Below are 26,270 nucleotides of genomic sequence, written 5' to 3'. Positions count from 1 at the left end.
GGGGAGCGACCGATATGCAGAGCCCGCTTTTCGCGAACACCGAGGTCCAGTCGAACGACCTCTACGCACTCCAGAACCCGTACCTGCTGCGGGTCAAGCTGGAGGGCAACTCGGGCCGTGACTGTCTCGCCCGCAAGGGCGCGATGGTGGCCTACCAGGGAATGATCGAATTCGACGGCGAGTACCAGTCGCGCAACCAGGGCGGCGCGCGGATGGCCACCGGCGAGGGCCTGGACCTGATGCGCTGCTCAGGGCAGGGCACGGTCTACCTCGCCAACCTGGCCCAGCACATCCACGTCGTGGACGTCGACCATGACGGCCTCACCGTGGACAGCGCCTATGTGCTCGCCCTCGACTCCGGGCTGCACTGGGACGTGATCGCCGTGGACAGCCAGTTCGGCCTGTCCGGCACCGGCGCCTACAACCTGAACATCTCGGGCCAGGGCAAGGTCGCGCTGATGACCTCGGGCAAGCCGCTGCTGATGCCGGTGACCCCGGACAAGTACGTCTCCTGCGACGCCGACGCGGTGGTCGCCTGGTCGTCCTCGCTGCGGGTCCAGATGCAGGCGCAGACCAGCAGTTCCTCGGTCTACCGCCGGCGCGGCAACACCGGAGAGGGCTGGGAGCTCAACTTCGTGGGCCAGGGATACGTCCTGGTGCAGCCCAGCGAGCTGATGCCGCCGCAGAACGCGGAGATCGGCCAGGGCTTGCGGGCCCAGTTCGGGGTGGGCCAGGCAGGCGCCCACGCCCAGAACCTGGGCAACATCTGGACCAACAACCGCTGAGCCGGTCGTCGGTACGGGCCGTGCCCGCGCGCCGCCTCAGAGCAGCGCGCGGGTACGGGCCAGCAGCGTCTCCACCGAACCGTCGGCCACCGAGCCGACCTCGTCGTAGCCGTACCAGCGCAGGTCCAGCGACTCCTCGCTGATCGCCTCGACCGCGCCGGCCGGTGCGAGCGCCGCGTACTGCACATCCAGATGCCAGGCGCAGGGCGTCGAGTGCCGGTCCAGGTTCACCGGCTCGGGACGCAGCAGCGTCAGTCCGGGAATGCCGGACTCCTCGGTGGCCTCGCGCAGCGCGGCGGCCGCCAGAGTGGCGTCCTCCGGCTCGCAGTGGCCGCCCATCTGGAGCCACATCTTCAGCTTCTTGTGCAGCGTCAGCAGCACCCGCCCGGTCGCCGGGTCCACCACCAGCGCGCTGGCCGTGATGTGTCCCGGCTGCGAGGCCTTCCACATGCCGCCGGGACTGCTGTCGAGATGGTCGAGGTACTCCAGCCGCAGCTGTTCCTGACCGGCGTCGGGCGCGTCCCAGTCCTTCAGGACGCGCACCGCGTCCGCGTGCAGACTCACTTGCCCTCGTCGTCCTTGGTCTCGTCGGATGCGCCGGGAGCTTCGTCCGTCTTCTTCGGCTCGTCCTTGGTCAGACGCTTCTCGGCGGCCTCGCCGAGCATCTTGTCGAGCTCGGAGAAGTCGGCGGTCTCGCGGTGCACGAAGCCGTCCGGGTCGTCCAGGTCCTCCGCGGTGGGCAGCATGTCCGGGTGCTCCCACAGGCCGTCCCGGCCGTCGACGCCGCGGGCGTCGGTCAGCGAGGCCCACAGCCGGGAGGCGTCCCGCAGCCGGCGGGGGCGCAGCTCCAGACCGATGAGCGTCGCGAACGTCTGCTCGGCGGGGCCACCGGTCGCCCGGCGGCGGCGCAGCGTCTCCCGCAGCGCGGCGGCGGACGGCAGGTGCGGGGCGGCGGCCGCGTGCACGACCGCGTCCACCCAGCCCTCGACGAGCGCGAGCGCCGTCTCCAGCCGGGCCAGGGCCGCCTTCTGCTCGGGGGTGTCCTCGGGCTGGAACATGCCCTGCGCCAGCGCTTCCTGCATGGCCTCGGGGTTCGACGGGTCGAGCTGGCCGACCGCGTCCTCCAGCTTCGCCGTGTCGACCTTGATGCCCCGCGCGTAGCCCTCGACGGCGCCGAACAGATGCGCCCGCAGCCACGGCACATGGGCGAAGAGCCGCTGGTGGGCGGCCTCGCGCAGCGCCAGGTACAGCCGCACTTCCTCCTGCGGGACGCCCAGTCCCTCACCGAAGGCCGCGATGTTCGCGGGAAGCAGCGCGGCCTTGCCGGCCGGGCCGAGCGGGAGGCTGACGTCGGTGGAGCCGACCACCTCGCCCGCCAGGGTGCCCAGCGCCTGGCCGATCTGGCTGCCGAACATCGCTCCGCCCATGGAGCGCATCATGCCGAGCAGCGGCCCGGACATGGCCTGCATTTCCTCGGGGAGCACATCGCCCATGGCGGCGCCGACCCGCTCCGCGACCGGGTCCACCAGCTCCTTCCACGCCGGCAGGGTCGCCTCGACCCATTCGGCGCGGCTCCAGGCCACGGCGCTGCCCGAGCCGGAGGGCAGTGACGTCGCCCCGTCCAGCCACAGGTCGGCCAGCCGGATGGCCTCGGAGACCCAGGAGCGCTCGGCCGGGCCGACGCTCGCGTCCTTGACGCCGTCCGGGGTGCCCTGCGCGACGGTCTGGCGCGCGATGTCCTTGGCCATGTCCCAGTTCACCGGGCCGCCCTCGTACGAGAGCATCTGGCCGAGCTGCTGGAAGGCGGCACCGAGATCATTGGGGTTCAGGGAGCCGAACATCGCGGCGAACGGGTTGTCCCCGCCGGCGCCCCCGAACGGGTTCACGCCACCGAAACCGAAGGGATTGTCGGCAGGTCCCTGCCCCGACCCGTCGCCGCCCTGCTTCTTGCCCTCGTCCCTGTCCTCGGGCTCCTCGGGAGGGACGCCGAATCCGAATGGGTGGTCGCTCACGGGTTTCCTCGGCTCTATGTGTTGGGGCTGTGTGTTGTGGGCTGTACCTCCAGCCTAGACACCAGTCAGGCAGGATGGCTGCGTACCAAGTGCGCACCTCGTACCAGAAACAACCGTGGGAGACACCCGGTGAGTTCCCCAGAAGCACACGTTCGCCCAGAGCGGAGCCCGTCCAAGGCCCCCGCGGGCCCTGTGGTGGCGATCACCGGTGCGGCGTCCGGCCTCGGCCATCTGCTCGCGCTGCGGCTCGTCGAGTCCGACGAGGTCAAGAAGGTCGTCGCGATCGACGAACGCCGCGGCGACGTGCCCGGAGCGACGTGGCGGGTGCTCGACGTCCGTGATCCCGCCATCGCGGAGAAACTGCGCGGCGTCGATGTCGTCGTCCATCTGGGTCTCGACCTCGATCTGGAGTCCGACCCCAAGGCGCGTACCGCCTTCAACGTGCGCGGCACCCAGACGGTGCTCACCGCGGCGGCCGCCGCCGGGGTGCGCCGGGCGGTGCTGTGCACCTCGGCGATGGTCTACGGCGCCCAGGCCGACAACGATGTGCCGCTCGCGGAGGACGCCCCGCTGCGGGCCACCGCCGAGGCCAGCTTCGTCGACGACCTGCTGGAGATCGAACGGCTGGGCCGCCGCGCGCCGCGCGCCCACCCCGGGCTGAACGTGACGATCCTGCGCCCCGCCGTCCTGGTCGGTGGCACGGACACCGCGCTGACCAGGTATTTCGAGTCGCCGCGGCTCCTTGTGGTGGCGGGCAGCCGGCCCTGCTGGCAGTTCTGCCACGTCGAGGACCTGGTGTCGGCGCTGGAGTACGCGGTGCTGGAGAAGGTCGACGGGGAGATGGCGGTCGGCTGTGACGGCTGGCTGGAGCAGGAGGAGGTCGAGGAGCTGTCGGGCATCCGCCGGATGGAGCTGCCGCCGGCCATCGCCTTCGGCGCCGCCTCCCGCCTGCACCGGCTCGGCCTCACCCCGTCCCCGGCCGGTGACCTGGCGTACACCATGCACCCGTGGGTGGTCAGCGGCAGCCGGCTGCACGAGGCGGGCTGGCGCCCCCAGTGGACCAACGAGGAGGTGCTGGCCCAGCTCCTGGAGGAGGTCGCGGGCCGGAACTCCGTCGCGGGCCGCCGGCTCGGCCGCAAGGACGCCACCACCCTCGGCGCGGCCGGCGCGACGGTGGCCCTGGTGGGCACCGCCGCCCTGGTGCGCCGGGCCCGCAAGCGGCGCGGAATCTAGGTCGCACACGGCTCCGGAAGGGCTCCGGAAGGGCTCCGGAAGGGCTCCGGAAGGGCTCGGCAACGGCGCCGGGAAGCTCCGCCGCCCTCCGGCGGAGCAACCACCGGAATCGAACTTCCGCATCGCGGGCGGATGAGGCAGCATGTGCCGCATGGCACCGACGCACGCTGACGCGCAGAACCCGATCCGGCTCCTGGAGATCCGTGACACGCCCCTGTCCGTGGACGAGGTCTTCGCGGCCGTCGGGCACGAGGCGGCGGGGGGCACGGCGCTGTTCGTCGGGACCGTACGCGACCACGACGGCGGTTCCGGTGCCGAGGTGACGGCGCTCGGCTACTCCTCGCATCCCACCGCGGAAGCGGAGATGCGGCGGATCGCGGAGAAGATCGCGGCGGAGTTCCCGGTCCGGGCGCTCGCCGCGGTACACCGTGTGGGTGACCTCCAAGTGGGCGATCTGGCGGTCGTCGTGGCAGTCTCGTGTCCGCACCGCGGCGAGGCGTTCGAGGCCTGCCGGCGGCTGATCGACGAGCTCAAGGCCGAGGTCCCGATCTGGAAGCACCAGACCTTCGCGGACGGCCAAGAAGAGTGGGTAGGGGCCTAGGCCGTGTCTGACAAATCCCTCCCCCAGCTACCGCTGGGAGGTGCCCCCAGCCCGGGGCGCCTGGCACGCACGCTTGCTGCGTTGTCGGGCTCATCCACGTACCCCGGTACGAGGACGACCCTCCGCCTTGCGATCGCACGCACCAGACGCCCCGGGCCCCGCCCTCCGGGCGGACGCCGCTATTTGTCAGACACGGCCTAGCGGCGTCCCGGCAGCCTCTCCGGTTGCGTAACTCCCCACCCGCCCCGACCGTTGTCCTACTGGGTAGCTAATCTGCTCATAGGTCCATAATTGGCGTACGCGGGGTCGGGAGTACTTCATGGCAGCGCTCGCTTGGTTGCTCATTCCGCTTGTGGCTGTGCTCGTTGCCACCGTCTGGGGCAGCTGGGCAGCGCGAACGCGTGCCACCGGGGACGGCTCCTCGCTGGCGGACTACGAGCGCTTCCGTGAGGCGATGCAGAAGTCGCATTCCGGTTAGCGGCACCGCGGACGCCCCCGCCGCTACGGACCGGCCCAGCGGGCCGTTTGTCGGACCGGTCCCGTACATTCGTGGCATGCCACGCCGCACCGCGACGCTGATCGCCTCGACCCTGACGCTGATAGCGCTGTTGTGCGTCGCCCTTCTGACGCCGGCGCCGTACGCCGAGATGTCACCCGGGCCGACCGTCAACACCCTCGGCGATCACGGGGGTGAACCGGTCCTGCAGATTTCCGGGCACCAGACCTATCCGACGACCGGTCATCTCAACATGACCACCGTCCGGGTGACCGGCGCGGACTACCGGATGAACCTGGTGGAGGCCGTGGTCGGCTGGATCGGCCATGACGAGAAGGTCGTCGAGCACGACACCCTCTACCCGCAGGGCCAGACGGCCGAGCAGGCCGATCAGCAGAACGCCGAGGAGTTCACCCAGTCCCAGGACAGTGCCAAGGTCTCGGCGCTCAAGAAGCTGAACATCGCGGTCTCCTCCCGCGTCATCGTCGGCGCGGTCGTCAAGGGCAGCGCCTCCGAGGGCAAGCTGCACGCCGGCGACGTGATCAAGGCCGTGGACGGCACCGAGGTGAAGCAGCCCGGCGATGTCGCCAAGCTCGTCACCAAGCACCAGCCGGGCGAGAACGTCGTCTTCACCGTCATCCCGGAGGAGGCGGCCAAGAAGAAGGACGGCGCGACGAAGGAGGTCGTGGTCACCACCCGGAAGTCGGCCGACGACGGCAAGGCGCGGGCGGTCGTCGGTATCCAGGCCGGTGTCGAGCACCTCTTCCCGTTCACCATCGACATCAAGCTCGCCGATGTCGGCGGCCCGAGCGCGGGCCTGATGTTCGCCCTCGGCATCGTCGACAAGCTCACCCCGGGCGACATGACCGGCGGGAAGTTCGTGGCCGGCACCGGCACGATCGACGACGGCGGCAAGGTGGGCCCGATCGGCGGCATCGGCCTCAAGACGATCGGGGCCCGCGGGCAGGGCGCGCAGTACTTCCTGACCCCGGCGGACAACTGCGCCGAGGCCGCCAAGGACATCCCCTCCGGCCTCACCCTCGTCAAGGTGAGCACGATCGACGACGCCCTGTCGGCCCTGGAGAACATCAAGGCCGACAAGACGGACGCGCTGCCGAGCTGCTCGAAGAGCTGAGAAGAGCTGAGCCGCGGGCCGGGCGGGCCCGTCACGGACCCGCCCGGCCGCGCGCCCCGTGCTCAGCTCTCGAACGTGGCGGCCAGTGCCTCCGCCAGGCCCGGTACCAGGTCGGAGCCGGTCAGGACCTCGGTGGCGGTGTCCTTGGAGCGGAGCCTGATGGCCGACTCGCGGGCACCGTTGCGCAGCACGGCCACCGTCATCCGCACCTCCTGGCGCTCAGGGTGCTCGGCGACCCACTTCGCCAGCTTGGCGTCGTTCAGCCCCTCCGGGATCGCCGCCTCCGCGGACGGCGGCAGCATCAGCCGCTCCACCGTCATGGCGCAGCCGGCGATGACGTCCGGCCAGGCGATCGTGGCGAGGAACTCGTCCAGCGCCTTGCCCTCGGGCAGCTCGTCCTGCTCGACCGGGGTCAGCGCCCCGGCGTTCTTCTCCGCGAGCCCCAGCTGATCGGCCAGGCCCGGTTCCTGTGTACGCAGGCGTGCGGTGTCGACCAGGGCGAACAGCCGCGCGGGCCGGTCCCAGCCGAGACCGGACGCATATTCGTCGATCTCCAGTACGGCACGGGTCAGCGGGCTCGCCGCGAGAGGTGCTCCATCGGTCGCAATGTTGGACATGGTCAATATCCTGCCTGTTCCCAGGCCAAAATCGGGAACCGAGTAAAGCGTGAGTAAGTTGCACCAGTGGGGGTCCGACCCGGGACGCCCGTAGACACCGAACTTTCGAGGTGCGCACCTTGGTATTCCAGATGCCGGATCGCGGCGGAGGTCCGACCGGGCCGCGGATCAGACTCGGCCGTCCGTCCCGGCGTACGCGGACGCTACTGATGACGCTTGGCGCGCTGATCGTGCTCGCCATCGCGTTCGTCATGTTCGCGGGCTTCTGGACGGACTGGCTCTGGTACCGCTCGGTCCATTACTCATCGGTCTTCACCACCACCCTGTGGACGAAGATCGGCCTGTTCTTCACCTTCGGCCTGCTGATGGCCGCGGCTGTCGGCGTCAACATCTACCTGGCCCACCGGCTCCGGCCGCCGCTCAGCGCGATGTCGCTGGAGCAGCAGAGCCTGGACCGATACCGGATGGGTATCGCGCCCTACAAGAAGTGGGTGCTGCTCGCGGTCTGCGCCATGGTCGGCCTCATCGCGGGCGGCTCGGCGTCCGGCCAGTGGCGTACGTGGCTGCTGTACACGAACGCCACGCAGTTCGGCACGAAGGATCCGCAGTTCCACAAGGACGTGGCGTTCTACGCCTTCGACCTGCCCTGGTACCGCTTCCTGCTGAGCTTCGGCTTCGCGGCCGTGGTGCTCGGCCTGGTGGCGGCCGCGCTGGTGCACTACCTGTACGGCGGTCTGCGGATCACCTCGCCCGGCGGGCGGGCCACGGCGGCGGCCACCGGACACCTGTCGGTGCTGCTGGGGATCTTCGTGTCGCTCAAGGCGGTCGCGTACTGGCTGGACCGGTACGGCCTCGCGGTGAAGTCGAGCGACTTCAAGGCCACCACCAGCTGGACCGGTCTGCGCTACGTGGACGCGAACGCGTATCTGCCGGCGAAGAACATCCTCTTCGCCATCGCGATCATCTGCGCGCTGCTGTTCTTCGCGACGCTGTGGCGGCGCACCTGGTCGCTGCCGATGATCGGCTTCGGTCTGATGGTGCTCTCCGCGATCCTGATCGGCGGGCTCTACCCGGCGATCGTGCAGAAGTTCCAGGTGCAGCCGAACGAGGCCGCCAAGGAAGCGCCGTACATCCAGAAGAACATCGACGCGACCCGCGAGGCGTACGGGATCGGCGGCAGCAAGGTCAGCCCGTACCCGGGGACCCCGACCACGCCGAACAAGGACATCCTGCGGGCCGACGCCAACACCACGGCGAGTGTGCGTCTGCTGGACCCGAACGTGGTCTCGCCGACCTTCCAGCAGCTGCAGCAGACCCGCGGCTACTACGCCTTCCCGTCCACGCTCGACGTCGACCGGTACACGACCGACAAGAAGGAGCAGGACACGGTCGTCGGCCTGCGCGAGCTGAACGTCAACGGCATCCCCGAGAACAACTGGATCAACGACCACTTCAAGTACACCCACGGGTACGGAATGGTCGCGGCCAAGGGGACGAACGCGCTGGCGGACGGCTCGCCGGACTTCACCGAGAAGGACCTGCCGGCCACCGGCACCCTCCCCGAGTACCAGCAGCGGATCTACTACGGCGAGCAGACCAAGCAGTACTCGATCGTCGGCGGCCCGACGAAGGAGATCGACTACACCGACAACAGCGGTGAGAAGGCGTACACCTACACCGGCAAGAGCGGGGTCGGGCTCGACAACCCGATCACGCGGGCCGCGTACGCGGTGAGCTTCGGTGAGCCGCAGATCCTGTACTCGGGGGCGATCGGCAAGGGCTCCAAGGTGCTCTACAACCGGACGCCGAAGGAGCGGGTCGAGGCCGTCGCGCCGTGGCTCACCATCGACGGCGATCCGTACCCGTCGGTCGTCGACGGCCATGTGAAGTGGATCGTGGACGCCTACACGACCACCAACGGCTATCCGTACGCCTCCCGCACCACGCTGGGGGACACCACGGCCGACTCGCTGACCGACGGCCAGCGCACGGTGCTCGCGCAGCAGAACCAGGTCAACTACATCCGGAACTCGGTCAAGGCGACCGTGGACGCGTACGACGGCACCGTCACCCTGTACCAGTGGGACGCCAAGGACCCGGTGCTGAAGACCTGGATGAAGGCCTTCCCCGGCACGGTCAAGGACAAGAGCGAGATCAGTCCCGACCTGATGGCGCACCTGCGGTACCCGCAGGACCTGTTCAAGGTGCAGCGGCAGCTGCTGACCCGCTACCACGTGACCAAGGCGTCGACGTTCTACAGCGGCAGCGAGGTGTGGCAGGTCCCGGACGACCCGGCGGCGAAGACCGGCAAGTCGGTTCCGCCGTACTACCTGAGTCTGAAGATGCCGGACCAGAGCTCGCAGGCGTTCTCGCTGACGACCACGTTCACGCCCAACGGGCGCGACAACCTCAGCGCGTTCATGGCGGTCGACGCCGATGCGACGAGCAAGGACTACGGCGCGATCAGGCTGCTCCAACTGCCACCGAACACCACGGTGGACGGGCCCAAACAGGTGCAGAGCAAGCTCAACTCCGACAACAAGGTCGCGCCACAGATCAACCTGCTCAAACGCGGCGGCGATTCGACGGTCGAGTACGGCAATCTGCTCACGGTTCCGTTGAACGGCGGCCTGCTGTACGTGGAGCCGGTCTACGTCAGGGGCGCGGGCACCAACTACCCGCTGCTCAGGAAGGTTCTGGTGACCTATGGGAACCAGATCGGCTTCCAGGACACCCTTGAGGCGGCGCTGAACGAGGTGTTCAGCAGCGAAGGCGGCACCACCCAGCCACCACCGGCTACCGGGCAACCCACCAAGCCGGCACCCGATCCGACGGTCGCCGCGGCGCTCGCGGACGCCCAGAAGGCGTTCGACGCGGGCCAGGCGGCGCTGAAGGCCGGCGACTGGGCCAAGTACGGCCAGACGCAGAAGGATCTGGCCGCCGCACTCCAGAGGGCGGCGGAAGCGGAGCAGAAGACGGCAAAGAAGGGCTGATCAGACACACCGCGCGCCGTGGTACGGTTGGGACACAACGGCGCGGGGTGGAGCAGCTCGGTAGCTCGCTGGGCTCATAACCCAGAGGTCGCAGGTTCAAATCCTGTCCCCGCTACTGCAGAAGAGGCTCGGAGTCAACAGACTCCGGGCCTCTTCACTTATTTGGGGGACGCTCAGAGCCATGCGTTTGGTAAGGCGTCAAGTCGGGAAGTCGACAAAACGCTGAAGTGACCAATTGGGTTGCGGTATACCAGGTGTACGGCGGTAACGGGTGGTGCAACGATGGACCTTATGGGGGATGGTGCAAGACTGCTGAATACTCGTCAGATCCATGATCGCGGGTCGACGGGTGACACGTCGACGTCCGCCTCCAGGCTCGTGCCGGCTGTCGCCAGTCTCCTGCCGGCGCCGCGCGCCGCCGATTCGCTTCCCGTTGCCAGGACCGACAGGACCGAGCTCTCCGACCTGCCCGAGGCCTCCGAGGCCGCCGAACTCGCCGACGAGGAAAGCCTCGCGGTCCGCGAAGAGGCCGAGATCGAGGTCCGGCACCGCCGGGCCGCGGACCACGGCGACCCGGCCGCCATGAGCGCGCTGGGCACCCTGCTGCTGCGCCGCGGCGACCTCGACGGGGCCGAGCCGTACCTGCGTGCCGCGACCGCCAACGGCGACCGCGCGGCCGCCAACAACCTTGCCCTGCTGCTGCATCAGCGCGGCTACCCGGACGAGGCGGCCAACTGGTGGCGGATCGCCGCCGTCGCGGGTTCCGCCCCGGCCGCGCACGCCCTGGGCCGGCACTACCGCGAGCGCGGCGACGAGCCCGGTGCCGAGTACTGGCTGCGCCAGGCCGCCGAGTCGGGCCACACGCTGGGCGCGTACGCCCTGGCCGATCTGCTCGACCACCGGCGGGACGTCGGCGCCGAGCGCTGGTTCCGGGTCGCCGCCGAGCACGGCCACCGCGAGGCCTCGTACCGCATCGCGCGGATCTGCGCCGAGCGCGGCGAGGAGCGCGAGGCCGAGCAGTGGTACCGGCAGGCCGCCGCGCGCCGGCACCGCCGCGCCGCGCTGCGTCTCGGCACGCTCCTGGAGGAGCGCGGCGAGACCAAGGAAGCCGGCCACTGGTACCTGACCGCGGCCCGCGACGGCGAGGCGCGCGCCGCCTGCGCGCTCGCCTTCCTGCTGCGCGACGCCGGCGACGTGGACTCAGCCGCCACGTGGTGGCGGCGCGCCGCCCAGGCGGGCGACGGCAACGCCGCCAACGCGCTCGGAGCGCTGCACGCCGAGGAGGGCGAGACGCAGACCGCCGAGCGCTGGTACCGCAGCGCCCTGGCGGCGGGCGACGTCAACGGGGCGTTCAACCTCGGCCTGCTCTGCGCCGGCCAGGGCCGTACCGCGCAGGCCGAGCAGTGGTACCGCAAGGCCGCGTACACCGGACACCGCGAGGCCGCCAACGCGCTCGCCGTCCTGCTGCTGCAGCGCGGAGACGCGGCCGGCGCCGAGCCGTGGTTCTCCAAGGCGGCCGAGGCCGGCAGCATCGACGCCGCGTTCAACCTCGGCATCCTGCACACCAACCGGGGCGACGAGGCCGCCGCCCGCGGCTGGTACGAGCGGGCCGCCGCGGCCGGCCACACCGAGGCCGCGCTCCAGGTCGCCATCGTGCTGCTGCGCGAGGGCGACAGCCACGGCGCGGAACGCCACCTGCGGTGCGCCGCGGGCGGCGGCAGCCCCGAGGCGGCCTTCCGGCTCGGCGCGCTGCTGGACCGCGCGGACACCGACGAGGCCGAGGAGGAGGCCGAGGAGTGGTACGGCCGTGCCGCCCGGCAGGGGCACCGCCGGGCCCAGGTGCGGCTCGGCATGTGCGCCGCCAAGCGCGGCGACGTGGTGGACGCGGCGCACTGGTACCGCGAGGCCGCCGAGGCGGGCAGCCGCAACGGCGCGTTCAACCTCGGACTGCTGCTGGCCCGTGAGGGCAGCGAGCCCGAGGCCGCCCTGTGGTGGACCCGGGCCGCCGACGCGGGCCACGGCCGCGCCGCGCTGCGGATGGCGCTGCTCGCCGCCCGGCACGGCGAGCTGGCCGAGGCCCAGGGCTGGTGCGCGCGGGCGGTCGAGTGCGGCCCGGCCGAGGTCGCCGAGCGCGCCGCGCGGCTCACCGACGCCGTGAAGCACGAGCTCACGGCGTAGGCCGCGTCGTCGCAGGGCCGCCCCGGCCGGGCTCCGGCCCGGCCCCGCCCCCGCCGCCGCCCGCCCGGGACCTGATTTGCACTGCTCAGCGCCGCTGGTCTACAGTGAGGACACAACGGCGCGGGGTGGAGCAGCTCGGTAGCTCGCTGGGCTCATAACCCAGAGGTCGCAGGTTCAAATCCTGTCCCCGCTACTTCAGTACGAAGGCCCGGTTCCTGAGAAATCAGGGACCGGGCCTTCGTCGTTTCCGCTGCCGCACGCTCCTGCCGCACGCTGCCGCACGGTCCTGGTGCGCGGTCCTGCCGCACGCTCCAGGAGGGTCCGGAAGCCTCCCGGAGTAGTGCCTCGTACATCGTTCGGGCAAAAGCGCGCAAACAGCCTTGGAAGCCTTCCCCACCGGCGCGATCCTGGTCTCCTACGCGGTACGGAGGAGGCGGGGTTGCTGCGCGGACGGTTTGGGCGGACCGTGCTGCGACGGCGTGACGGGCCGGCGCCGGCCACGGTGCTCGACGCGGAACGCTGGAGCGGGCTGTGCCGGGCGGCCGTGACCGGCCGGCCGGAGACCGTCGAGGCACTGCTGGACGCCCTGCGGGCCGCGGTGGACGGCGGCCTCCCGTACCGTGCCGCGGCGCTCGACGCCCTGCTGCGGTCGCCTCCCGAGCTGCTGCCCCACCTGGACCGCGGTGCCCGCGCCCATGGCGCCACGACCGTGCCGCTCCGTCCGGGCGGCACCGATCCGCTGCGGTTGCTGCTGGCCTCGCTGGACCGCGACGGACATGTCCGGCAGGCCGCGGTGGAGGCGCTGACCGGGGTCGGCGGGCCGCTGGCCGCGGCGGCGCTGGCCCTGCGCACGGTCGACTGGGTCCCCGCCGTACGGGAGTGCGCCGTGGCGGCGCTGCCCGTGCGGACCGCGCCCGACGAAGTCGCGGCCGCCGTGCGGCTGTTGCTGCGGCTGAGCGGCAGGCGCCGGGCGGGCGGTCGGCTGGCCGGGTACCGCGCTGTGCTCGCGGAGCCGGGGTACCGGCGGGCGGTCCGCGCGCTGGCCGCCGACGGAGATCCGCGGACCCGCCGGTTCGGGATGGAACTGGCCCTGGAACTGGGGGAGTACGTACGCGGCGACCTGCTGCGGACCGCGCTGCGCGACCGTGACCAGGTGTGCCGGCGGCTGTGCGCGGAACGGCTGCTGGAGATCGATCCGGATCAGGCGGGACGGCTGATGTGGGCGCGCAGCGCGGCGGTGCGGGAGCTCGCGGTGGCCGCGCTGCCCGTCGACGTGCCGGCCGCGCGCCTGGTGAGCGTGCTCGCCGATCCGGCCCGGATGGTGCGGGCGCAGGCGCGGTGGCAGCTGTACCGGCGCGGTGAGCCGCCGGCCCGGGTCTACCGCAGACAGCTCGGCCGGAGCGGGCCCGGCGGTCCGGCGGGGCTGCTGGCCGGTCTGCTGGCGGGCCTGGGGGAGTGCGGGGACGCGACGGACGTGCCGGTGCTGCTCCGCTTCACCGGGCCAGGACCCGAGCCGGGACCTGGACAGGGACCCGGGTCTGGGCCGGCCGCCCGGCCCGCGCGGGTACGGCGCTGCGCGGTGCGGGCGCTGGGGCGGCTCGCGCCCGCGGACGATCTGGTGCGGTTGCTGGCGCCGCTGGCGCTCGACCCCGATCCGGGGGTGGCCAGGGAGGTGTTCGAGGCGCTGGCGCGGGTGGCCGCGCAGGTGCCCGCGGAAACGGTCTGGGTGGGCAGGACCCGTACCGAGCCGGCCGTGCGCAGGGCGGCCGAGCGGCTGGCGCCGGACGCGGGAGCCGATGCCGTCAGGAGCAGTCGGGGCACAGACCGCGGTAGGTGACCTCGACGTCGGCGATGGTGAAGCCGAAGCGCTCGGTCGCGGGGAGGCTCGCGAGCGGGTCGCCGGCGGGGTGGACATCGCGGATCGTGCCGCAGCGCGAGCAGATCAGATGCTGGTGCGGGTGGTGCGCGTTCGGGTCGTACCGCTTGGCGCGGCCGTCCGTCGCGACCTCGATGACCTCACCGAGGGTCACCATCTCGCCGAGGGTGTTGTAGACGGTCGCCCGGGAGATCTCCGGCAGCCGGGAGGTGGCGCGGGCGTGCACCTCGTCGGCGGTCAGGTGCACGTGGTCGCCGTCGAGGACCTCGGCCACGACACGCCGCTGGGCGGTCAGCCGCCAGCCGCGTTCGCGCAGTCGTTCCAGAAGGTCACTCATACGCATCAGCCTAACAGCGCTCGGTCCGGGGTCTGAATGAGTCCGGGGATGGTTCTCTTCTTGACTTAGACTCTGTCTATCGTAGGATCGATTCCGGCGACAGCCGAGGGACAGGTCGATCAGGATCCAGGGAGACGCACGTGACGGTTCAGGAAACGGGCCCGCTGACCACCGAGGCCGGAGCACCGGTGGCGGACAACCAGAACAGCCAGACGGCGGGTCCGGGCGGCCCGGTGCTGATCCAGGACCAGTCGCTGCTGGAGAAGCTCGCGCACTTCAACCGTGAGCGCATCCCGGAGCGCATCGTGCACGCCCGCGGCGCCGGCGCCTACGGCACCTTCACGCTGACGCGTGACGTCTCGGAGTGGACCCGGGCGGCGTTCCTGTCCGAGGTCGGCAAGCAGACCGAGACCTTCCTGCGGTTCTCCACCGTGGCGGGCAACCTGGGTTCGGCGGACGCGGTGCGCGACCCGCGCGGTTTCGCGCTGAAGTTCTACACCGAGGACGGCAACTACGACCTCGTCGGGAACAACACCCCGGTGTTCTTCATCAAGGACGCCATCAAGTTCCCCGACTTCATCCACACCCAGAAGCGCGACCCGTACACCGGCTCCCAGGAGGCGGACAACGTATGGGACTTCTGGGGCCTGAGCCCCGAGTCGACGCACCAGGTGACCTGGCTCTTCGGTGACCGCGGCATCCCGGCGACGCTGCGCAACATGAACGGCTACGGCTCGCACACCTACCAGTGGAACAACGCCGCGGGCGAGGTCTTCTGGGTCAAGTACCACTTCAAGACCGACCAGGGCATCAAGAACCTGACCACGGACGAGGCGAACCGGCTCTCGGGCATGGACCCCGACTCGCACCAGCGCGATCTGCGCGAGTCGATAGAGCGCGGCGACTTCCCGTCCTGGACGGTGCAGGTCCAGATCATGCCGGCGGCCGAGGCGGCGAACTACCGCTTCAACCCGTTCGACCTCACCAAGGTGTGGCCGCACGCGGACTACCCGCCGATCGAGATCGGCAAGCTGGAGCTCAACCGCAACCCGGAGAACATCTTCGCCGAGGTCGAGCAGTCGATCTTCTCCCCGGCGCACTTCGTGCCCGGCATCGGCCCGTCCCCGGACAAGATGCTCCAGGGCCGGCTCTTCGCGTACGGCGACGCCCACCGCTACCGCGTCGGCATCAACGCCGACCACCTGCCGGTGAACCGCCCGCACGCCACCGAGGCGCGCACCAACAGCCGTGACGGCTACCTGTACGACGGCCGGCACAAGGGCGCCAAGAACTACGAGCCGAACAGCTTCGGCGGCCCGCGGCAGACGAACGAGCCGCTGTGGCAGCCGGTCCCGGTCTCCGGTGCCACCGGCACCTCCGAGGCGCCCTCGCACGCCGAGGACGACGACTTCGTGCAGGCCGGAAACCTCTACCGCGCCCTGTCCGAGGACGAGAAGGAGCGCCTGGTCGACAACCTGGCGCAGTTCATCTCCAAGGTCTCGCGCGACGACATCGCCGAGCGCGCGGTGCACAACTTCCGCCAGGCGGACCCCGACTACGGCAAGCGGCTGGAAGCCGCGGTCCAGGCCCTCCGCGGCTGACCGGACGCTTGTCGTAAAACCGAAGAGGCCGGACGCCATGGGGCTCCGGCCTCTTCGCTGTCCGTGGCCGGAACGGCCGTCGGCGCGGGTCGCGGGCGGGGGTCAGCCGGCCAGTGCGCTCTGTGCTCCGGCGGTGGCCCGGTCCGGGGCCCAGCAGCGGATGATGTCGCGGACCGACACGATCCCGATGGGGTCGCGGCCGTCCAGCACGATCAGATGCCGGAAACCGCCGTGCACCATGGCGGACGCGGCGTCCTCCAGGGTCCACTCGGGCGTCGCGAAGACGACGTCGGTGGTGGTGTGGTCGTGGGCGGTCTCGACGTCCGGGTTCAGACCGGTGCCGATGGCGTTGAGGATGTCGCGCTCGGTGAGGATGCCGACTCCCCAGGTGTCGGAGTCGAGGACGACGGCCGCGCCGATCCGCCGGACGGCCATCAGACGGGCGGCCTGGCGCAGTGTGTGGGCGGGTCCGATGGTCAGGACGACGGTGCTCATGGCGTCTCGGACGAGCATGGGCTACCCCTAGAGAATGCTTTCACAAGTTCACAAGCTCGGGCATTCTCATGTTCACATGCTCTGTCCGGCTCAGCAAGGGGAGGCGCGCCGCCGTTTCGTTCAGCCCGTGCGCCCCAGGTATCCCAGCAGCTCCTCGTGGAGGTGCCCGTTCGAGGCCGCCGCGTTCCCGCCGAACGGGCCGGGCTCGCCGTCCAGGCTGGTGTACCGGCCGCCGGCCTCCTGGACGATGACGGCGGGCGCCGCCATGTCCCACAGGCTCAGCTCCGGCTCGGCGCAGATGTCGACCGAGCCCTCGGCGACCATCATGTACGGCCAGAAATCGCCGTAGCCGCGGGTGCGCCAGCAGTTCCTGGACAGGTGCAGGAAGCCGTCGAGCCGGCCCTGCTCCTCCCAGCCGCTGAGCGAGGAGTACGCGAAGGACGCGTCCTCCAGCTTGTTGATCTTCGACACCGCCAGCCGCGTGGCAGCCGACAGGCTGCGCCCGGTGTACGCGCCCCGGCCCTTGGAGGCCCACCAGCGCCGCCCGAGCGCCGGCGCGGAGACCACGCCCACCACGCCTTCGTCGCCGTGCTCGCCGCTCACCACCAGGGAGATGAGGGTGGCCCAGACGGGGACCCCGCGCACGTAGTTCTTGGTGCCGTCGATCGGGTCGACGATCCACCGCCGCGGGCCGTTGCCGTGGCTGCCGTACTCCTCGCCGAGCACCGCGTCCCGCGGCCGGGCGCGGCCCAACTGGCTGCGGATCAGCTCCTCCGCCGCTTTGTCGGCCTCGCTCACCGGCGTCATGTCGGGCTTGGTCTCGACCTTGAGGTCCAGAGCCTTGAAGCGCTCCATGGTGGTGGCGTCGGCGGCATCCGCGAGGATGTGGGCGAGGCGCAGGTCGTCGTTGAAGTCGGGCATAAGGCGAACAGTAGCGATCGCAACCGGCCGAGGTCACGCGGACGGTGCGCGGAGCCTTGACAGGGGTCCGCGGCGCGTCAATTCTTTGCCCACGGCCGCTGTCCGGGACATATGCGGGGCCTTGGAGGCGATGATGCCTACTGCGCGGGAATCATTACTGGACGCGGCTCTGGCCGCACTGGGCGCCCGGCCCTGGGCGGCGGTGCGGATGGTCGACGTGGCGCTGTCGGCCGGGGTGTCCCGGCAGACCCTCTACAACGAGTTCAGCAGCAAGGACGGCCTCGCCCGCGCGCTCGCGCGCCGCGAGGCCGACACGTTTCTGGCCGGGGTCGAGAACGCCCTGGCGGAAGCGGAACGGCAGGGCGCGGACGCGGGCGACTGCTTCGCCGCCGCCGCGGCCTGGACACTGCACAGCGCGCGCCGCAGCCCGTTGGTCCGCGCCACCCTGACGGGCTGCCGCAGCGAGCGGCTGCCGGCCGTGGCGGCCGCCGGGATCCCGCTCCAGCGCTCACCGCATGCGACGCGTTTCAGCGCCGCGCCCGCCTCGATGGCGCAGCCCCCGGTGGCGGCGGCCGCGCCCGCGCCCGGCGAACTCGTCACCGAGATCCGCAACCGGGCGGTCGGCGCTCTCGAACACGGCTATCCCAAGCTGGATCTGGCCGACATCGGCTGGGCGTGCGAGGTCGCGGTCCGGCTCACCCTCGCCTACGTCGTCGCCCCCTCGGCCTCCGACGAGGACGCCTGCCTGCAGGTCGCGCGGCTGGTCCGCGGGCTGCTGGCGCACGGCTGGTGAGCCGCGGGCGGGCCGGTCAGCGATCGGTGCGCGAACGGTCAGCGCCTCCTTGGAGGGTGTGAGCCAGGACGCCGCAGCGTCCGGCCCGCACCACCCGGAGGGAGCACGACATGACGGGGACCGGCACGTCGAACGGCACGGCCTTGGCCGGCCGCAGGGAATGGACGGGCCTCGCGGTCCTCTTCCTGCCCACGCTCCTCATCTCGATGGACATCAGCGTGCTGTTCTTCGCACTGCCGTTCATCAGTGAGGACCTGGCGCCCAGCGGCACCCAGCAGCTGTGGATCATGGACATGTACGGCTTCGTGCTCGCCGGCATGCTGATCACGATGGGGGCGCTCGGCGACCGGATCGGCCGGCGCCGCCTGCTGCTCATCGGCGCCACCGCCTTCGGTATCGCCTCCGTCGTCGCCGCGTACTCCGGCAGCGCCGAGGTGCTGATCGCCACCCGCGCGCTGCTCGGCCTCGGCGGTGCCACCCTCATGCCCTCGACGCTCGCGCTGATCCGCAACATGTTCCACGACGCCAGGCAGCGCAAGACGGCGATCTCCATCTGGACCGGCGCCATGGTCGGCGGCGCCACCGTCGGGCCGATCGTCGGCGGCTTCGTCCTGGAGCACTTCTGGTGGGGCGCCGCGTTCCTGATCAACGTGCCCGCCATGGTGCTGCTGCTGGTCCTCGCCCCGGTGCTGCTGCCCGAGTACCGCGCCCCGCGGGCCGGCCGGTTCGACGTGCTCAGCGCGTTCCTGTCGCTCGCCGCCGTCCTCCCGGTCATCTACGGGATCAAGCAGATGGCCGTGCACGGAGTTGAGCCGGTGCCCGCCCTGTCGGTCGTCGCGGGACTGGCGGTGGCCTGGCTCTTCGTCCGCAGGCAGCGCACCTCGGCCGACCCGCTGATCGACATCGAGCTGTTCCGGCAGCGCACCTTCACAGCGTCGCTGCTGATCAACGTGCTGGCGATGTTCGCCTTCATCGGCGTCACGCTCTACACCAACCAGTATCTGCAACTCGTCCTCGGCAAGAGCCCGTTCCACGCCGCGCTGTGGTCCATGGCCGTCATGCCCGCCATCATGATCGCGATGACGGTCTCCGGCGTCCTCGCCGACAAGGTGCGGCCCGCCTATCTGCTGGCCGCCGGGCTGCTGCTGACGACCGTCGGGGCCCTGGTGCTCACCCGGGTCCGGACCGACTCCGGCATCGCGGTCGCCCTGACCGGCGCCGCACTGGTCGCCGCCGGGCTGCTGATGGGCAGCACCCTCACCGCCGACCTGATCCTGGCGGCGGCGCCGCCCGAGCGGGCCGGCTCCGCCTCCGCCCTCTCCGAGACCGGCAGCGAGTTCGGCGGCGCGCTCGGCATGGCGATCCTGGGCACCATCGGAACGGCCGTCTACCACGACCGGATGAGCGGTACGCCGGCGGAGGCGCACGAGACCCTCGGCGGCGCGGTCGCCGCGGCCGCGCGGCTGCCCGGCAGGGCCGGCACCGAACTGCTCGACACCGCACGGGAAGCGTTCACCGCGGGCGTCCACGCCGCCGCCTTCGGCGCCGCGATCGTCACGTTCACGGCCGCGGTCCTCGCCGTGGTCCTGCTCCGCCAGGTGCCGGCGTCCGCACCGGCCGCCAAGGGCACGGAGAACGACGGGGATTCGGCCGGGGAGCCGGCCGGTGGCGACGCCGCGGAGGCGGTCGCGCGCTGAGTCCGCAGAGGGGGTCGTCCGGCGAATCCGCCGGGCGGCCCCCTTCGGTCAGTGCGAGGAGCCCGACAGCTGCAGACCCACAACGCCCGCCAGGACCAGGCAGATCGAGACGATCTTGAGCGTCGAGACGATGTCGCCGAGGAAGACCATGCCGTAGATGGCGGTTCCCGAGGCGCCGATCCCCGTCCACACCGCGTACGCGGGGCCGACGTCGAGCTTCTTCAGGGACAGGGTGAGCAGGCCGAAGCTCCCGAGGGCGAAGACCGCGAAGGCGATCGTCGGCCACAGGCGGGTGAACCCGTGGGAGAGCTTGAGACAGACCGCGAAGCCGGTCTCCAGGATGCCTGCGACCACCACGAGCAGCCATGCCATCGAGGTGCCTCCCGTTCCGTCGCCCTGCCTGCCGTCCGAGGCGCTGCCGTCGGACTGATGGATCATCACACAGCATGCCCGGAAATGGCGGCAACGTTCCTCGGATGAAGGGGCAAACGGGCGAACGGTCGAACGAGGGCGCCGGGGAACCCGCGCCAGGGATCAGTCGCCCTCGCGGCGTTCACGGGTCGCCAGCAGCCGGCGCAGCGAGTCGAGCCGGGCCGGATCGGCGTGGCCGGCGGCGACCCACGCGTCCAGTGCGCACTCGGGCTCGTCATGGCTGCAGCCGCGCGGGCACTCCTCGGTCCCTGCCACCAGTTCGGGGAAGGCCAGGATGACGCGGGACGGATCGATGTGGTGCAGGCCGAAGGAGCGCACGCCGGGGGTGTCCACGACCCAGCCGTCGGCGTCGCCCGGCAGCGGGAGGGCCAGCGCCGACGTGGTGGTGTGCCGGCCGCGGCCGGTGACGGCGTTGACGATGCCGGTGGCGCGCTGCCGCTCGACGAGTGCGTTCACCAGCGTGGTCTTGCCGACCCCGCTGTGCCCGACGAACGCGGTGATCCGGCCCTTGAGGCGCTCGCGGACCGCGTCCACCCCGCCGGTCAGGAAGTCGTCCCGGGTGGTGACCACATAGGAGACGCCCAGCGTCGCGTACGTCTCCAGCAGGGTGTCCGCCGAGGCCAGGTCGGACTTGGTCAGCACGAGCAGCGGCTCCAGGCCCGCGTCGTACGCCGCCACCAGACAGCGGTCGATCATGCGGGGGCGCGGCTCGGGGTCGGCCAGCGCGGTGACGATCGCGAGCTGGTCGGCGTTGGCGACGACCACGCGCTCGTACGGATCGTCGTCGTCGGCGGTGCGCCGCAGCACGGACTTGCGCGGCTCGACCCGCACGATCCGCGCCAGGGTGTCCTTGCCGCCGCTCAGGTCGCCGACGACCGCGACCCGGTCGCCCACCACGGCGCTCTTGCGGCCCAGCTCGCGGGCCTTCATCGCGACGATGGTGCGGTCCTCGATCAGGACGTGCAGCCGGCCGCGGTCCACGGTGAGGACCATGCCCTCGGCCGCGTCCTCGTGCTTGGGCCGGATGTTGGTGCGGGGACGGTTGCCCTTGGTGTTCGGGCGGACGCGGATGTCGTCCTCGTCGGGGTTCTTGCCGTAGCGGCGCATGGCGCGGTCAGCCCCGCCCCGCCGTGACGGGGGTCCCGAGCATCTCGGTCCACAGCTCCGGGAACTCCGGGAGCGTCTTGGCGGTGGTGGCGACGTTCTCCACCTGCACGCCGGGCACGGCCAGGCCGAGCACGGCCGCCGCCGTCGCCAGCCGGTGGTCCTCGTAGGTGTGGAAGACCCCGCCGCGCAGCGCGCGGGGCCGGATCCGCAGTCCGTCCTCGGTCTCGGTGGCGTCGCCGCCCAGGCCGTTGATCTCCGTGACGAGCGCCGCGAGGCGGTCCGTCTCGTGCAGCCGCAGATGCGCGACCCCGGACAGCACGGACTCCGACTCGGCCAGCGCGGCGACCGCCGCGATGACGGGCGTCAGCTCGCCGACCTCGTGCAGGTCCGCGGTGATGCCCAGGATCCGGCCGGTGCCGGTGAACGTCAGCCCCTGCTCGGTCAGCTCGCACGTACCGCCCATGCGGGTGAAGATCTCCCGCAGGGCGTCGCCCGGCTGGGTGGTCCGCTCCGGCCAGTCCGGCACGGTGACCCGGCCGCCGGTGACCAGCGCCGCCGCCAGGAACGGCGCCGCGTTCGACAGATCCGGCTCCACCGTCAGGTCCCGGCCGAGCAGCGCGCTCGGCGCGACCCGCCAGACGTTCGGCTCGCCGCCGTCCTGCGGGGCGTCCACCTTCGCGCCCGCGACCCGCAGCATGTCGATCGTCATGCGGATGTGGGGGAGGGAGGGGAGCGTGCGGCCGGTGTGCCGCAGCTCGAGACCCTGGTTGAACCGCGGCCCCGACAGCAGCAGCGCGCTCACGAACTGCGAGGACGACGAGGCGTCGACCTCCACCGGCCCGCCGGACAGCGAGCCGGCGCCCTGCACGGTGAGCGGCAGCGCGCCGCGTCCCTCGTCGTCGATCCGGGCGCCCAGCGTGCGCAGCGCGTCGATCACGCCCTGCAGCGGCCGCTCGTACGCCCGGGGGTCGCCCTCGAAGCGGACCGGGCCGTCGGCCAGCGCCGCGACCGGCGGCAGGAAGCGCATGACGGTGCCGGCGTTGCCGACGTCGATCCGCGCCGGGCCGTGCAGCCCGGCCGGGATGACCCGCCAGGCCTCGCCGCCGCCGACCGTGTTCACCTGCTCGTCGATCTGCACGCCCATGGCGCGCAGCGCGTCCGCCATCAGCACGGTGTCGCGGCTGCGCAGCGGGCGCCGGATCCAGCCGGGCTCGGAGGCGTGCGCGGCGAGCACCAGCGCGCGGTTGGTGACCGATTTGGATCCGGGCACAGTGACCGTCGCGTCGACGGGGCCGGAGGCGACGGGGGCGGGCCAGAGAGCGGTGTGCGGGGAACTGTCGGTCATGGGCACCAAGCCTAGTGGCTGGCGGCGGCCCCGCCCGGAGTGCGGGAGCCCGGCAGGAGGCCGCGGAGGGCCGTACCGGAGCCCGGCGCGGACCCGGTGGGCCCCACCGGCCTCACAGGCCGAGCAGCCAGCGCCCGCCGCCGACGAGCGCGCAGCCGGCCGTCGCGTAGAAGAGCAGCAGCCACAGGCCCACCGGGGTGTGGGTCAGCCGGCCCAGCTGGTCCGCGTCCGAGGTGTTCGACCGTTCGCGTCTGCGGGTGCGCTGCAGCTCGAAGACCGGACGCGAGCCGCCGAGCAGCAGGAACCAGACGACGAGGTAGGCGAAGGCCGCCTGCACCTGCGGTCCGGTCAGCCAGGAGACCAGCAGGAACGCGGCACCGGTCACCACGACCGTGAGCGCCCCGTACGCGTTGCGGATCATGATCAGCATCGCCAGCAGCAGCGCCGTGGCCCCCCACAGCAGCGCCGTGATGTGCCCGGCGGCCAGCAGCGCGGCCCCGGCCAGGCCCAGCAGCGGCGGCGCGGTGTACCCGGCGGCGGCCGTCAGGATCATGCCGAGCCCTGAGGGCTTGCCGCGCGAGACGGTGAGGCCCGAGGTGTCCGAGTGCAGCCGGATGCCCTCCAGGCTGCGCCCGGTCAGCAGCGCGAGCAGGCCGTGGCCGCCCTCGTGCGCGATGGTGATCGCGTTGCGGCTCAGCCGCCATATGCCGTCCGGCAGCACGGCGGCGAGCGCTATCAGCGCCGTACCGCCGACCAGCCAGGCCGACGGATCGGGCTGGGTACCGACCACGCGGTCCCATAGTTCCGTGAAGCTCTTGATATCCATCGTTCCCCTGCAACGAGCGGCGCCATGTCGGAGTGCCGTGGCAGTCTGGCACTCATGTGTGGTCGATATGCGGCGAGCCGGCAACCCGAGGATCTGACGGCTCTCTTCGAGGTCCAGCAGCGGGAGCCGAAGGAGGAGTTGGCGCCGAACTGGAATGTGGCGCCGACGGATCCGGTGTACGTCGTGCTGGAGCGCCCACTGAAGGGCGCGGAGACCCCCGAGCCGGTACGGCAGCTGCGGAAGCTGCGCTGGGGGCTGGTGCCGTCGTGGGCGAAGACCCCGGACGTCGGCGTGAAGATGATCAACGCGCGGGCGGAGACGGTGCACGAGAAGCCGTCCTTCCGCCGCCCCTTCAGCGCCCGCCGCTGCCTCATACCCGCCGATGGTTATTACGAGTGGGTGACCGCGAAGGACGAGCGGCAGCTGGAGGAGCAGGGGAAGAAGAAGCGGGCGCGCAAGCAGCCGTACTTCGTGACCCCCGCGGACGGCTCGGTGATGGCGATGGCCGGGCTGTACGAGTTCTGGCGGGACCGGACGCTGCCCGACGACCACCCGCAGGCGTGGTGGTCCACCTGCACCGTCATCACGACGGAGGCGGAGCGGACCCCGCCCGCCGGATTCACCGGCGAGGGGCCGGCCTCGCTGGCCGCCGTCCACCCCCGGATGCCGCTGGTGCTGACCCCGGACCGCTGGGACGCCTGGCTGGATCCGGCCACCACCGATCCCGACGAGCTGCGTGGCCTGCTCGCGCCGCCGGCCGCCGGGCTGATGCGGTTGTATCCGGTGGGCACGGACGTCAGCAACGTCAGGAACAACGGGCCGCAGTTGACCGACGCGCTGGCCGCCCCCGCGGAGGAAACCCTTTTCTGACCGGGACCGGCAGGATGGGGCGGGTGATCGACACACCGGCGGGCGAGGCCCGCGTGACGTGGCATGACGGCGGGCGGAAGGCGCGGGCGGTCCTCGCGCTGGGGCACGGCGCCGGGGGCGGCATCGAGGCCCGCGACCTGGTCGCGCTGGCGGCCGCGCTGCCCGCCCTGGGCGTGACCGTGGCGCTGGTCGAGCAGCCGTGGCGGGTGGCCGGCAAGAAGGTGGCGCCCGCGCCGAAGACCCTGGACGTGGCCTGGCGGGCGCTGTGGCCCGTCCTGGCGGAGCCGGGCCTGCCGGTGATCGCGGGCGGCCGCAGCGCCGGGGCCCGGGTCGCCTGCCGCACGGCCGTGGACCTGGGGGCGGCCGCCGTGCTGGCGCTGTCGTTCCCGCTGCATCCGCCGGGCCGGCCGGAGAAGTCCCGGGCCGCCGAACTGCTGGGCGCCGGTGTTCCGACGCTGGTGGTGCAGGGCGGCCGGGATCCGTTCGGGCCGCCGGAGGAGTTCCCCGCCGGGACGGAGATCGTCGCGGTGCCGTACGCCGACCACGGCTTCGCCGTCCCGAAGAAGGCCGACCTCTCCCAGGAGGACGCACTCAGCGTGATCACGGACGGTGTCGGTGACTGGCTGTCCGGACTCGGACACACCGCCGTTCGCACACGGGCGCGGGATCGGCGGGAATGACGACCGTGATCCGTGCGTTGTCCGGATCACCGGTACGAAAACGCAGAGTGAGGAAGCAGCCGCATGGTTTCAGCCGCATGCCAGCCACGCGCGAACGCCAAGGCGAAGGCGCCCTACCTGGACTGGGCTCAGTGGCCTGCGACAGGCGGCAGGACCGGCACGCCCGGCACGCCGATCTCCAGCGGGATATCCTCCGAACCGAGCGGGTCCGGTTTTGGGCCCGTGACCGTTCTGGAGGAGGTGGTTCCGGTCACCGGCACCGACGACAGCACAGCGGGTGCTGCGGGCACGGCCGGCGAGGAAGCACAGGAGAGCTCCGCGGAGCGCAATGAGCGCTTCGAGCGGGACGCCCTCACCTTCCTCGACCAGATGTACTCGGCCGCGCTGCGGATGACCCGCAACCCCGCGGACGCCGAGGACCTGGTGCAGGAGACGTACGCGAAGGCGTACGCGTCCTTCCACCAGTTCCGTGAGGGAACGAACCTCAAGGCGTGGCTCTACCGCATTCTCACCAACAGCTTCATCAACTCCTACCGCAAGAAGCAGCGCGAGCCGCTGCGCAGCGGCTCGGAGGAGATCGAGGACTGGCAGCTCGCACGCGCCGAGTCGCACATGTCGACCGGCCTGCGGTCGGCCGAGTCCCAGGCGCTCGACCACCTGCCCGACTCCGATGTGAAGTCGGCGCTGCAGGCGATCCCCGAGGAATTCCGTATCGCCGTCTATCTCGCGGATGTCGAGGGCTTTGCGTACAAGGAGATCGCGGACATCATGGGGACACCCATCGGCACGGTGATGTCCCGACTGCACCGCGGGCGGCGCCAGCTGCGCTCGATGCTCGAGGACTACGCCCGTGAGCGCGGGCTCGTCCCGGCCGGCGCGGGAGACGAGAAGGGCTCAGGGACATGAGCTGCGGCAACGCACATGAGACGGACTGCTCCGAGGTGCTCGACCACCTCTACGAGTATCTCGACGAGGAGATGTCCGACGACGCCTGCGCCAAGTTCAGGGAGCACTTCGACGAGTGCCACCCGTGCTTGGAGAAGTACGGCCTCGAAGCGGCGGTGAAGAAGCTCGTCAAGCGCTGCTGCGGCCATGACGACGTTCCCACCGACCTCCGGTCGAAGGTCATGATGCGGATCGAGCTGATCCGTTCCGGCGAGATCTCACCGGTGCCGGAACAGGCACCCGAGATCATCGCCGGGAGCGGAGCCGAAGCTCACCCGTAGGGGTGACTGACGAC

24 protein-coding genes and 2 tRNA genes are annotated in these 26,270 nt (G+C 71.4%); 16 read left to right on the top strand and 10 right to left on the bottom strand.

Going from position 1 to position 26,270, the window contains the following annotated elements:
- Nucleotides 1-14: 14 nt before the first annotated feature.
- Nucleotides 15-785 (top strand): AIM24 family protein, encoded by a 771-nt coding sequence (locus LNW73_RS10585; RefSeq protein ID WP_138350949.1) that lies wholly within the window; start codon nucleotides 15-17, stop codon nucleotides 783-785.
- Nucleotides 786-821: 36 nt separating this feature from the next.
- Here the strand turns inward: LNW73_RS10585 and LNW73_RS10580 are convergent, their stop codons facing one another.
- Nucleotides 822-1,349, bottom strand: a complete 528-nt coding sequence (locus tag LNW73_RS10580; RefSeq protein WP_250977613.1) for an NUDIX hydrolase — start codon at nucleotides 1,347-1,349, stop codon at nucleotides 822-824.
- A complete protein-coding gene (locus LNW73_RS10575; protein ID WP_250989751.1) occupies nucleotides 1,346-2,797 on the bottom strand; it encodes a zinc-dependent metalloprotease in 1,452 nt (483 codons plus the stop codon). Before LNW73_RS10575 ends, LNW73_RS10580 begins: the two co-directional genes overlap by 4 nt.
- Before the next feature lie 129 nt (nucleotides 2,798-2,926).
- Here LNW73_RS10575 and LNW73_RS10570 point away from each other — a divergent pair, with 129 nt between their 5' ends.
- From LNW73_RS10570 to LNW73_RS10560, 3 genes are all read left to right on the top strand, one after another.
- Nucleotides 2,927-4,030: an SDR family oxidoreductase gene (locus tag LNW73_RS10570; protein ID WP_250977615.1), complete on the top strand. Its 1,104-nt coding sequence runs from the start codon at nucleotides 2,927-2,929 to the stop codon at nucleotides 4,028-4,030.
- 142 nt (nucleotides 4,031-4,172) lie between these two features.
- On the top strand, nucleotides 4,173-4,631 hold the full coding sequence (locus LNW73_RS10565; RefSeq protein WP_250989750.1) for a molybdenum cofactor biosynthesis protein MoaE: 459 nt from the start codon (nucleotides 4,173-4,175) through the stop codon (nucleotides 4,629-4,631).
- Nucleotides 4,632-5,185: 554 nt separating this feature from the next.
- On the top strand, nucleotides 5,186-6,262 hold the full coding sequence (locus LNW73_RS10560) for a YlbL family protein (RefSeq protein ID WP_250989749.1): 1,077 nt from the start codon (nucleotides 5,186-5,188) through the stop codon (nucleotides 6,260-6,262).
- A 62-nt stretch (nucleotides 6,263-6,324) separates the two neighbouring features.
- Here the strand turns inward: LNW73_RS10560 and LNW73_RS10555 are convergent, their stop codons facing one another.
- Complete coding sequence (locus LNW73_RS10555) at nucleotides 6,325-6,879, bottom strand: PPA1309 family protein (protein ID WP_203675294.1); 555 nt, start codon at nucleotides 6,877-6,879, stop codon at nucleotides 6,325-6,327.
- Nucleotides 6,880-7,010: 131 nt separating this feature from the next.
- Here LNW73_RS10555 and LNW73_RS10550 point away from each other — a divergent pair, with 131 nt between their 5' ends.
- The 5 genes from LNW73_RS10550 (at nucleotide 7,011) to LNW73_RS10530 (ending at nucleotide 13,887) form a co-directional block, all read left to right on the top strand.
- Complete coding sequence (locus LNW73_RS10550) at nucleotides 7,011-9,872, top strand: UPF0182 family membrane protein (protein WP_250989748.1); 2,862 nt, start codon at nucleotides 7,011-7,013, stop codon at nucleotides 9,870-9,872.
- A gap of 41 nt (nucleotides 9,873-9,913) precedes the next feature.
- Nucleotides 9,914-9,987, top strand: a tRNA-Met gene (locus LNW73_RS10545).
- A 167-nt stretch (nucleotides 9,988-10,154) separates the two neighbouring features.
- The gene (locus LNW73_RS10540; protein WP_250989747.1) at nucleotides 10,155-12,050 is read left to right on the top strand and encodes a tetratricopeptide repeat protein; all 1,896 of its coding nucleotides are present in this window, start codon (nucleotides 10,155-10,157) and stop codon (nucleotides 12,048-12,050) included.
- 119 nt (nucleotides 12,051-12,169) lie between these two features.
- Nucleotides 12,170-12,243, top strand: a tRNA-Met gene (locus LNW73_RS10535).
- A gap of 273 nt (nucleotides 12,244-12,516) precedes the next feature.
- Nucleotides 12,517-13,887: a hypothetical protein gene (locus LNW73_RS10530; RefSeq protein WP_250989746.1), complete on the top strand. Its 1,371-nt coding sequence runs from the start codon at nucleotides 12,517-12,519 to the stop codon at nucleotides 13,885-13,887.
- Here the strand turns inward: LNW73_RS10530 and LNW73_RS10525 are convergent.
- On the bottom strand, nucleotides 13,853-14,263 hold the full coding sequence (locus LNW73_RS10525; RefSeq protein ID WP_138350940.1) for a Fur family transcriptional regulator: 411 nt from the start codon (nucleotides 14,261-14,263) through the stop codon (nucleotides 13,853-13,855). The genes LNW73_RS10530 and LNW73_RS10525 overlap by 35 nt on opposite strands.
- A gap of 140 nt (nucleotides 14,264-14,403) precedes the next feature.
- Between LNW73_RS10525 and LNW73_RS10520 the strand changes: the two genes are divergently transcribed.
- Nucleotides 14,404-15,864 carry a catalase gene (locus LNW73_RS10520; RefSeq protein ID WP_250977620.1) on the top strand — a complete coding sequence of 487 codons (1,461 nt, stop codon included), beginning with the start codon at nucleotides 14,404-14,406 and terminating at the stop codon, nucleotides 15,862-15,864.
- 102 nt (nucleotides 15,865-15,966) lie between these two features.
- On the opposite strand, the gene LNW73_RS10515 is transcribed toward LNW73_RS10520, so the two are convergent.
- Nucleotides 15,967-16,377: a CBS domain-containing protein gene (locus LNW73_RS10515; protein WP_250989745.1), complete on the bottom strand. Its 411-nt coding sequence runs from the start codon at nucleotides 16,375-16,377 to the stop codon at nucleotides 15,967-15,969.
- Nucleotides 16,378-16,479: 102 nt separating this feature from the next.
- Entirely contained in the window at nucleotides 16,480-17,280 is an 801-nt protein-coding gene (gene hisN / locus LNW73_RS10510; RefSeq protein WP_250977622.1) for a histidinol-phosphatase, read from the bottom strand.
- A gap of 133 nt (nucleotides 17,281-17,413) precedes the next feature.
- Here hisN and LNW73_RS10505 point away from each other — a divergent pair, with 133 nt between their 5' ends.
- The gene (locus LNW73_RS10505) at nucleotides 17,414-18,073 is read left to right on the top strand and encodes a TetR family transcriptional regulator (protein ID WP_250989744.1); all 660 of its coding nucleotides are present in this window, start codon (nucleotides 17,414-17,416) and stop codon (nucleotides 18,071-18,073) included.
- Between the two features lie 110 nt (nucleotides 18,074-18,183).
- Entirely contained in the window at nucleotides 18,184-19,770 is a 1,587-nt protein-coding gene (locus tag LNW73_RS10500) for an MFS transporter (RefSeq protein ID WP_250989743.1), read from the top strand.
- A gap of 48 nt (nucleotides 19,771-19,818) precedes the next feature.
- Here LNW73_RS10500 and LNW73_RS10495 read toward each other — a convergent pair whose 3' ends face one another.
- From LNW73_RS10495 to LNW73_RS10480, 4 genes are all read right to left on the bottom strand, one after another.
- Nucleotides 19,819-20,142 carry a DMT family transporter gene (locus LNW73_RS10495; protein ID WP_138351078.1) on the bottom strand — a complete coding sequence of 108 codons (324 nt, stop codon included), beginning with the start codon at nucleotides 20,140-20,142 and terminating at the stop codon, nucleotides 19,819-19,821.
- Nucleotides 20,143-20,304: 162 nt separating this feature from the next.
- A complete protein-coding gene (rsgA, locus tag LNW73_RS10490; RefSeq protein WP_138350934.1) occupies nucleotides 20,305-21,309 on the bottom strand; it encodes a ribosome small subunit-dependent GTPase A in 1,005 nt (334 codons plus the stop codon).
- 7 nt (nucleotides 21,310-21,316) lie between these two features.
- Entirely contained in the window at nucleotides 21,317-22,654 is a 1,338-nt protein-coding gene (gene aroA, locus LNW73_RS10485; RefSeq protein WP_250989742.1) for a 3-phosphoshikimate 1-carboxyvinyltransferase, read from the bottom strand.
- A gap of 112 nt (nucleotides 22,655-22,766) precedes the next feature.
- Nucleotides 22,767-23,480 carry a M50 family metallopeptidase gene (locus LNW73_RS10480; RefSeq protein ID WP_250977626.1) on the bottom strand — a complete coding sequence of 238 codons (714 nt, stop codon included), beginning with the start codon at nucleotides 23,478-23,480 and terminating at the stop codon, nucleotides 22,767-22,769.
- Nucleotides 23,481-23,534: 54 nt separating this feature from the next.
- Between LNW73_RS10480 and LNW73_RS10475 the strand changes: the two genes are divergently transcribed.
- The 4 genes from LNW73_RS10475 (at nucleotide 23,535) to rsrA (ending at nucleotide 26,256) form a co-directional block, all read left to right on the top strand.
- Nucleotides 23,535-24,350 (top strand): SOS response-associated peptidase, encoded by an 816-nt coding sequence (locus LNW73_RS10475; protein ID WP_250989741.1) that lies wholly within the window; start codon nucleotides 23,535-23,537, stop codon nucleotides 24,348-24,350.
- A gap of 14 nt (nucleotides 24,351-24,364) precedes the next feature.
- Nucleotides 24,365-25,030 (top strand): alpha/beta hydrolase family protein, encoded by a 666-nt coding sequence (locus LNW73_RS10470; protein WP_374118072.1) that lies wholly within the window; start codon nucleotides 24,365-24,367, stop codon nucleotides 25,028-25,030.
- A gap of 240 nt (nucleotides 25,031-25,270) precedes the next feature.
- Nucleotides 25,271-25,936 carry a sigma-70 family RNA polymerase sigma factor gene (locus LNW73_RS10465; RefSeq protein WP_374117423.1) on the top strand — a complete coding sequence of 222 codons (666 nt, stop codon included), beginning with the start codon at nucleotides 25,271-25,273 and terminating at the stop codon, nucleotides 25,934-25,936.
- Entirely contained in the window at nucleotides 25,933-26,256 is a 324-nt protein-coding gene (gene rsrA, locus LNW73_RS10460; RefSeq protein ID WP_250977630.1) for a mycothiol system anti-sigma-R factor, read from the top strand. Before LNW73_RS10465 ends, rsrA begins: the two co-directional genes overlap by 4 nt.
- Nucleotides 26,257-26,270 lie beyond the last annotated feature (14 nt).

The sequence above is a fragment of the Streptomyces sp. RKAG337 genome (assembly GCF_023701715.1).
Lineage (GTDB): Bacteria > Actinomycetota > Actinomycetes > Streptomycetales > Streptomycetaceae > Actinacidiphila.
This window is presented reverse-complemented; position numbering and strand designations above follow the sequence as displayed.

Coding starts and splice junctions, on each gene's coding strand:
- LNW73_RS10585 (WP_138350949.1), top strand. CDS start 15: ATGCAGAGCCCGCTTTTCGCGAACACCGAGGTCCAGTCGAACGACCTC.
- LNW73_RS10565 (WP_250989750.1), top strand. CDS start 4,173: ATGTGCCGCATGGCACCGACGCACGCTGACGCGCAGAACCCGATCCGG.
- LNW73_RS10560 (WP_250989749.1), top strand. CDS start 5,186: ATGCCACGCCGCACCGCGACGCTGATCGCCTCGACCCTGACGCTGATA.
- LNW73_RS10555 (WP_203675294.1), bottom strand. CDS start 6,879: ATGTCCAACATTGCGACCGATGGAGCACCTCTCGCGGCGAGCCCGCTG.
- LNW73_RS10550 (WP_250989748.1), top strand. CDS start 7,011: ATGCCGGATCGCGGCGGAGGTCCGACCGGGCCGCGGATCAGACTCGGC.
- LNW73_RS10540 (WP_250989747.1), top strand. CDS start 10,155: ATGGACCTTATGGGGGATGGTGCAAGACTGCTGAATACTCGTCAGATC.
- LNW73_RS10525 (WP_138350940.1), bottom strand. CDS start 14,263: ATGAGTGACCTTCTGGAACGACTGCGCGAACGCGGCTGGCGGCTGACC.
- LNW73_RS10515 (WP_250989745.1), bottom strand. CDS start 16,377: ATGCTCGTCCGAGACGCCATGAGCACCGTCGTCCTGACCATCGGACCC.
- hisN (WP_250977622.1), bottom strand. CDS start 17,280: ATGCCCGACTTCAACGACGACCTGCGCCTCGCCCACATCCTCGCGGAT.
- LNW73_RS10505 (WP_250989744.1), top strand. CDS start 17,414: ATGCCTACTGCGCGGGAATCATTACTGGACGCGGCTCTGGCCGCACTG.
- LNW73_RS10500 (WP_250989743.1), top strand. CDS start 18,184: ATGACGGGGACCGGCACGTCGAACGGCACGGCCTTGGCCGGCCGCAGG.
- LNW73_RS10495 (WP_138351078.1), bottom strand. CDS start 20,142: ATGGCATGGCTGCTCGTGGTGGTCGCAGGCATCCTGGAGACCGGCTTC.
- rsgA (WP_138350934.1), bottom strand. CDS start 21,309: ATGCGCCGCTACGGCAAGAACCCCGACGAGGACGACATCCGCGTCCGC.
- aroA (WP_250989742.1), bottom strand. CDS start 22,654: ATGACCGACAGTTCCCCGCACACCGCTCTCTGGCCCGCCCCCGTCGCC.
- LNW73_RS10480 (WP_250977626.1), bottom strand. CDS start 23,480: ATGGATATCAAGAGCTTCACGGAACTATGGGACCGCGTGGTCGGTACC.
- LNW73_RS10475 (WP_250989741.1), top strand. CDS start 23,535: ATGTGTGGTCGATATGCGGCGAGCCGGCAACCCGAGGATCTGACGGCT.
- LNW73_RS10470 (WP_374118072.1), top strand. CDS start 24,365: ATGGGGCGGGTGATCGACACACCGGCGGGCGAGGCCCGCGTGACGTGG.
- rsrA (WP_250977630.1), top strand. CDS start 25,933: ATGAGCTGCGGCAACGCACATGAGACGGACTGCTCCGAGGTGCTCGAC.